9 protein-coding genes are annotated in these 6,965 nt (G+C 51.7%); 3 read left to right on the top strand and 6 right to left on the bottom strand.

The features are described 5' to 3' along the window. Positions 1-114 precede the first annotated feature (114 nt). The 6 genes from WCO56_28160 to WCO56_28135 all read right to left on the bottom strand — a co-directional run bounded on the left by WCO56_28160 (position 115) and on the right by WCO56_28135 (position 5,174). On the bottom strand, positions 115-1,392 hold the full coding sequence (locus WCO56_28160; GenBank protein ID MEI7733478.1) for an ATP-binding protein: 1,278 nt from the start codon (positions 1,390-1,392) through the stop codon (positions 115-117). Then, positions 1,389-3,212: a hypothetical protein gene (locus WCO56_28155; protein MEI7733477.1), complete on the bottom strand. Its 1,824-nt coding sequence runs from the start codon at positions 3,210-3,212 to the stop codon at positions 1,389-1,391. The genes WCO56_28160 and WCO56_28155 overlap by 4 nt, the downstream gene beginning before the upstream one ends. Positions 3,213-3,215: 3 nt before the next feature. Beyond that, complete coding sequence (locus WCO56_28150; protein ID MEI7733476.1) at positions 3,216-3,506, bottom strand: hypothetical protein; 291 nt, start codon at positions 3,504-3,506, stop codon at positions 3,216-3,218. Between the two features lie 109 nt (positions 3,507-3,615). Then, the gene (locus tag WCO56_28145) at positions 3,616-4,236 is read right to left on the bottom strand and encodes a hypothetical protein (GenBank protein ID MEI7733475.1); all 621 of its coding nucleotides are present in this window, start codon (positions 4,234-4,236) and stop codon (positions 3,616-3,618) included. A gap of 5 nt (positions 4,237-4,241) precedes the next feature. Next, the gene (locus WCO56_28140) at positions 4,242-4,628 is read right to left on the bottom strand and encodes a helix-turn-helix domain-containing protein (GenBank protein MEI7733474.1); all 387 of its coding nucleotides are present in this window, start codon (positions 4,626-4,628) and stop codon (positions 4,242-4,244) included. A gap of 141 nt (positions 4,629-4,769) precedes the next feature. Continuing rightward, positions 4,770-5,174, bottom strand: a complete 405-nt coding sequence (locus WCO56_28135; protein ID MEI7733473.1) for a hypothetical protein — start codon at positions 5,172-5,174, stop codon at positions 4,770-4,772. 253 nt (positions 5,175-5,427) lie between these two features. On the opposite strand from WCO56_28135, the gene WCO56_28130 reads away from it, so the two are divergent. The 3 genes from WCO56_28130 to WCO56_28120 all read left to right on the top strand — a co-directional run. Continuing rightward, the gene (locus tag WCO56_28130) at positions 5,428-6,189 is read left to right on the top strand and encodes a helix-turn-helix transcriptional regulator (protein ID MEI7733472.1); all 762 of its coding nucleotides are present in this window, start codon (positions 5,428-5,430) and stop codon (positions 6,187-6,189) included. Further along, the gene (locus WCO56_28125) at positions 6,161-6,697 is read left to right on the top strand and encodes a hypothetical protein (protein MEI7733471.1); all 537 of its coding nucleotides are present in this window, start codon (positions 6,161-6,163) and stop codon (positions 6,695-6,697) included. The genes WCO56_28130 and WCO56_28125 overlap by 29 nt, the downstream gene beginning before the upstream one ends. Continuing rightward, on the top strand, positions 6,694-6,965 hold a 272-nt coding region (locus WCO56_28120; protein ID MEI7733470.1), incomplete at its 3' end, for a hypothetical protein. The genes WCO56_28125 and WCO56_28120, both read left to right, overlap by 4 nt.

Below are 6,965 nucleotides of genomic sequence, written 5' to 3'. Positions count from 1 at the left end.
GGCGTTTCCAGTCACTTGTCTTGAAGCGTAAAAACGACCCCTTATTTTAGACAACAAAAATCGCGCGCCATTCCCGTAGGTGGCGCGCGCAATAAGCCAAACTTATGTCTGGCGCTATGTATCTACAAGTGCGCCGATCCGATCTATATGAGCCACGCTGGCTGATGCTGTTGATTCATCAGGCGTGAACGCGGCAGCCGTTCCGCGACGATGGCGCGGCGCACTTGTAAAATTGGTTTCCTCTGGCCGCTTATCTGATTGACCTGCCGAAACTGGCGTTTTTTCACTAATTACCCGCCGCAGATCAGCAGGGGAGGCTTTCTGTCGTCCTTCCTGGCTGGCAAACCACCTGGCCCGCTTCACAATCGTATCTATACCAGCAAGCCGCGTGGGGGATTTCTTGACCAACCGGCTTAGAACTTCCCAGGTCAAATCATCTCCCTCAGGGAAAACATAACGGGCGACGGATAGCAGATCATCAAGTGATAATGTTTCTGGAAGCCGTTCCAGGTGTCCAATTCTCCCTATAAACTGTTCGGAGTTCCAGCCGGTCAATTTCTCTACCTTCCTTTGAAAAACGTGAAACTGGGGCGTTGTAACCAGCGCAACGGCCACGCCAGAATTAACAGCCTCAGTCATAAGCCAGTTAATGCGCGATGGCATAGCATATCTCTGCCAACTCTGCGGCCATAGGTAATGCGCCTCATCAATAACCAGCATGATATCTCCGCACTTTATAACATCTTCTACCCTTGCCCTGATTTCAGATGCCTTCAATTGTAATGAATTGCTTACCCCAAGTGCCCGCCCAACGGCTCGGAAAAATGAAATATCATCGTTAGAACTCGGCGCTTGAACATAGCGGGCAATGCCTCCGCTATGAGCACACCAGTCTTTTGCGGCAAAGGTTTTACCAATGCGAGACTGCCCATCAATTACACTCAAGCAACGCGTGTTTAACGTGTAATCCAGGGCGGATTTAATTTGGATTGTAACCTGTGTTTGTGGCGTGTCCGCCAAGCCGTCTACCATCGCCTGTCTATAGAGTCCAGCAGCTTCCCAAATTTCCGTCAAAGGGTAATTAGGATCAAGGCACAAACTGCGCAGCGCCCTTTCCAAATCTTTTTTAACATCAAAACTAAATCCGCGCTCATGGACGGCCCGCCATTCTGTTAATGGGTTTGCCTTTAATATCTCGCAGACAGCTTCTCCCAATCCACCCGGAATCATTGAGAGGCTTTGTAAAAACCAAATCGGCACCCTATCGGATGGCGGATCAATGACAGCACAGCGTTTGGCAACCAAATTTGCCAACAAATTTGGTTCATAGCTGGAGGCAAACCGTTCCTGGCGGAGCGGAGCGCCTGGCGCGGCATGGCGAGTATTGCTCATGTATCACCCCTCATGAATTTTGCAACGATCGGATCAAGCTGTCCAATCATGGCAGGCTGGATTTCACGGCCACCGAATTGATGGCGGTTTCGGATGGATGACTTGGCTTTCTGTTCATCCATTTGGCGTGCCCGTTCGAGCGTCGCTGCATCTACCGTGACGGCCCGCGCCGGAGGCATGTACTTTGGCTTCAATTCTGAATAGCGCGCCCTTGGGTATTTTGTATGATCCGAAACGGACTTGGATGCCGCTTCCATTTGTTCAGACGTGGCATCATAGGCAGGAATTGAAATGCTACGCGGAATTACCATCGGATTTTCTTTTTTCATATCGGTAATGCACAGTTCCGACGGGCTGCTTGGGTCAAACCAGGTTATCACATGTTGACCTTGCAACGCGCCAGTTTGCTCATCCTTGTAGTTGTAGGTTTCTTTTCCGATAGTGAATGTAATCCCATTACGGGTAACAAGGCGAGTTTCACAGTGAGACGTGAGCAAGTATTGCATTTCAATAGGCAACTTCACCAGTGGCACAACCTGCCCGGAAGTATTTATCCGTTGTCGTTTTTCCCATGCCTCATCCGGCGACATCCAAGAAGAACCAATCACCTCGCTATTTTGTGGTTTGGAGTTATACTGGCAGCAGATTTCCTCAAGCCGTGAAATCCATTGCTCCGCTGACATAAAACCCGCTTCCCATGGCGTTTTTCGGCGGGATTCAACTTCCAGCTTTGCCGCCTGCACCCGCTCAAATTTCTCGTTTATTTCATCCCGCCCAACATATCCAGGCTCGCCCTCCATTAAATTCTGTAGCAGTCCGGATACATTTTCAACGACTTTTGCCCTGGCATTTCCAGGTATGGAATGCATGATGCGGATACTACAGCGCTGCGCAAAATTTTCCTCAATTTCCGTATTTGAAATTCTACTGGCACCACCAAGCAGCTTGGATTTCTTCCAGATACCGCACTCAAAATGGAACCCGTCTCGGGGCATCCCGTACTGTTTGCAGACGCGCGTTATCAGAGACCGAATTGCAAAGGCGTTGTATGCCTTGCCATCAATCAGCACAAAATCAAAAATCCGCTTGGACTTCACATCAATCAGCGGCAGGAATTGCCCACGGGTCAACTGATACCAGCCATTCCCATCTGGCAGATAGTAATACACTGGCAGGGTAATATCATCGCTTGAATACCAGTCGCCAGCAGATACTGCGTCCCAATCCCGTTTTCTAAACGCCGCATTAAGTTTGGCATGGCGTGGGCTTCGGTACTGTGGAATTACCAACCTAACATCATGCTGTATTTGACTCCTGATGCTTCGTGGGCACTGTGGGCGGCGCTGGTCAGGAAGGGAATACCGTTCGCAAATTTCCAGGCTAAGTTTTTTGTTACTTAAACACTCCACCCAGGCGGAATCCACCCGTCCACCATGTTGGAACACAGCAGCCGCGATCAAAGTATCTTTGTCAGATTGTGACAGCTTTGGGGCGCGTTTGGATTTGTTGGCCTGGCGGCGCTGGTCGGCAAGATGGCCTCGTTCCGCCCAACGATTATATTTCCGCTCAAGGTTACGGATCAGGGCTGACTCGCTTTTAGAGAATCCAATAGGGTGAGAGACAAGACGGCTCGCAATTTCAGCCTTTGCGGATTTTTCAGGCACACCATCAGCAATGGCATCATGCAACAATTCAACGGCAACCCGCCAAATGCAGGCCAATTCATCCGGGGTGGGCCGCTGGTAAATCGGCAGGGAATCCAACCGGCTCGCCAGCGGGGCTAGATCAATGCAGTTCGATGTTACCGGGCATGAGGTCATAACTTAGCGGCAAAGGCTTCTCCTGGCAGCGAGAACTGGATCATCTGGAAGGTCTGTAAATGCGCCCAATTTACTCTGTAGAGATTCAAAATCACCACATGTTATAGTGAGCAACCTTAGAAGCTCGCGCGATTTCCGTCCCTTCCTGTTCTTTTTCTCCAATAGCGACACTGCCTTGCGCAAATTGCTTTCACATTCAAGCAACCTATCGCACACAGTACGCGCCAACCGCTCGCCTTGGCTTGGCTCTGCTGCCAGTCGCTCAATAAGCCCCTTTTCAATTTCAGCATTCATATTCTGTTTTTTAAGCCCTCTCGCCGCACTTCGCATAGGGGTAGGGAAGGTTTTTAAGGGCAAACCGCACAAACACCGCTTTCAGTGTTCCGGCTTGCTATATCGCATTTTAGCAAGCCTCGCCTTCCGTGGACGCTAAAATGGCATTCCGTTCCTCTTCCCATTGCCGCATCTCGGCAGGCGTCCACCCGCCCGGTTTGGCTCTCTGGCGTGCAATCATCTTTTCATTCAGTGCCTGGAATTTTGCCCGTCGCGTGCTGGCAGCATTATTGATAGTTGCATTCAGTGGTTTCACAGTCGGAGCGGGAACAGTGGCGAGCGCGGTAGCCAAATGGCTATTGGCAGACGTGGCCGGCCTGGCTCGCTCAAAAGCTGCCACCACGCGTGCCCGCCCGGTTTTACCACTGGGCGCGGCGGTCAATGGCGTTATAGTATGTGCAGGAACAGTGGCGATGGCAGGAGGCAATTGGCCATTGGCAGACGTGCCCGGCCTGGCCCGCTCAAAAGCCGCCACCACGCGTGCCCGCCCGGTTTTACCACCCGGCGCGGCGCTCAATGGCGTTACCGGCGCAGCGGTGGTAGTGGAGCTGGTAAGATTCAGTTGCCCAGGCGCGCCCGGCTTGGCCTGTTCAAAAGCGGCCATTACACGTTCCCGCCCGGTCAATTTCAATTCTCCCGGCGCGGTCCATTCAACGTCGTTCATATTGGTTCCAAATAGTGTCAGTTTCATAATTGTTATGGTTTCAGGGTAAACCCTATGGTGCATCCAGTAGCTCCAGAGGGGTGTTTCTTGGATAGCCGCCCGTAAATCGGCCTGAGCGCCTGCACCCCGCCTTGATTGTATTTCTTGCGCCACGTGCAAAGCTGTGAGGCGGGCACTTCAAGGAACGTCGCGGCCTTATTGAGTGAAAAACCTGCCTCAATAAGCCGGGTGGATAACTTAACCAGGATTTCCCGCCGCTCGCTTTCCATCTTGGAGCGCATCGCTGGAAGGGTTAGCACCAGCTCCTGAGCCTGTTCCGCCAAAGGAAAGCGGAACGCCCGCCCGTTCACCGCCGGGCGTCCGCCTTTCTCCTCCGGCCTGGAAAGAGAAAGAGGCAGCGCACAGATATGGGGCTGCACGCTGCCTTTGAATCCGGGTGCGGATGCAAGTCTGGCCTGCCCGGCGGGGCCTGCATCGCTCTCCTCGGAAATTTGAAATGAAATTGAGTTCGCTCCCTCGTATGAAAATTTTAAGTCTGAACCGGGCATAACGGAAATAGGTTAAATGACCTCGTGTTTCTTCAAAATGGCCGCGTTATTCTTTTGGAACTCAGCCAGGAGAGCTTTTGCAGCGCCAACGGTTTCGGCTTTGTACGCCTTCAGGATGCCCTCTTTGTTCTTTTTCACCGCCTCAATGGCAGCCAGCACGTTAGCGCATTCCGCAAGCCGATCTAGGCCAAGCACCAACTGCCTGGCGACCCCTGGAGCGAAGTCGCCTTCACAAAAATCGTTAATTTTTTGCGTTGCAAACACCAAGCCGCGCTCCGCCTCGTCCAACCTGGAAAGCAGGGTCGTATGCTGGCCGATGATGTTGATTTCATTCTGGAGCGCGTCCTCGGCAGCCTTCGTGGTGCGCTTGGTCTCTTCCAGCGTTTCCTTGATTTTCTCGATCGTGTTTTTGCTCATGATTCTTTCCCCGCCTTCGTTTTTAATGCGTGATACCGGGCCAGCAATGGTTTACTTTCGCGGCGATTCGTCAACACCATCCAGAGATGGACGCGACTGACACGGAGCTTCCGCGCGTCTGCTGTGATCCCGCGAAAAACTGTGTTTTTACGCTTTCTTTCAATTGCTCCACTAACTAACATGGGTGTTATGGTAACACGAAAAACATGTACTGCAACCTTTTTTTAAAAAAAAGTTGCGGTATCATTACTCCATGAAAAATCGTTCTACATCGTCTCGTTTTAAACCTATATCGGAATGGGATCGTGATATCGGCCTACGGATTGGCCATTTGCGTCGTAAGGAACGCATGAAGCAGGATGCGATAGCAGAAAAACTCGGGGTCACACGTGCCCAAATTACTAATGTAGAAGCCGGGCGAGTTCCATTGCGTCTTGGACTTGGTTGGGCAGCCTGTAAGCTGTTCGATGTTCATCCTGGATGGCTTCTTACTGGGCACTTTGGGCCGGAGGGGGAACGCCCGTTTCCAGTCCAGAACACGCCATGGTTTAATCATGTCGAAAAGCTGGTGGACGCGAGCAAAGACGCACATTTTTCTGAGGGGTATGCAGCACTATCATGGCTCCTTGGTCCAGATGCTCCGGCCTCAAATGTACCGACTGAAGAAACTCAAAAAATACCCGTTGACAACTATACCAAAAGGGATATTATGCCGCCCGTGAAAAGACAGATTCCAACGGTGCAAGAGCTAATGAGCTTGGTTGCTAAACTCACTAACGAGCGCGGCCAACGTACCTCATTGGCAAAGCATCTTGGTGTCCGTCCGCAACAACTCAACGAGTGGCTGGTCGGCAGAAAAGAGCCGAACGGCCAAACAACCCTTCAACTGCTCAACTGGGTCCAGGCAGAGGAAGAAAAACAAAAAACCCTTGGCAGTGTTACAAGCACCACCAAGGGCAATTGGACCCGTCCAAAGAAATCAGATCATGAAAACCCTGAAACGAGTCCGCCATAACCATACGGCCACAGGCCGTGTTTCTCAAGTTCAAAATCAGCATCCCATCATGCCAAGCATGGGGATCACACCCGCAGTGCCAGACTGGAAAAGGTATCTTTCCAGTCTTGATGTGGAAACCCAAATAAATCAGACCAGAGCACTTTGTAGGTTGCTCTCCAATGCGATCGCCTGGGAGTATTGCGAGGGTTACCAGTCTCAGGGCAAAAACGCCTCTTCCTTCGGTGCAGGCTGCCAGAGTTTGGAATCACTTGTTGACAAACTCATTCCCGACGTAGAACAGGCGACTTGCGGTGAGATTTATACCGCCCTGGCCGCAGCTATCACCCTGATTCAACTTCTGTCCACCGACCTGGCGCAAGTCTGCGATGACGATTATGGCATAGGGGGCTCGCCAAAGAAATCTGGATTCCGAATTATCGCCGATGCCCATATCGCTGGCCTGCGAGCCTTCCTGGCAAAACTCCCTGCCTCAGAAACCAGCAAGAATCAGGGAGGTGTGCGATGAATGCCAGGAATCGAAAAATCGAGTACGCCTGTGACATGGTGGAAAGCAACTTTTGGGTGCATATTGGATTGCTCCGCAACCAGCGGGCGCTCTTGACCAAGACCGGTAAACGGTGGGGCATCAAGAAAAATCCCTGTGCGAATGCCGCTTGGATACTGATAATGCTCGCCCTTGCCGATCTGCCGTCCATAGAGCAAAGATGGCGGCAATCGGAGGCATACGCCGAGGCGGAAGGGTTTGATCTATCCCGGTATCTGGACGGCATGGC

This window comes from Verrucomicrobiota bacterium, assembly GCA_037139415.1.
Lineage (GTDB): Bacteria > Verrucomicrobiota > Verrucomicrobiia > Limisphaerales > Fontisphaeraceae > JBAXGN01.
This window is presented reverse-complemented; position numbering and strand designations above follow the sequence as displayed.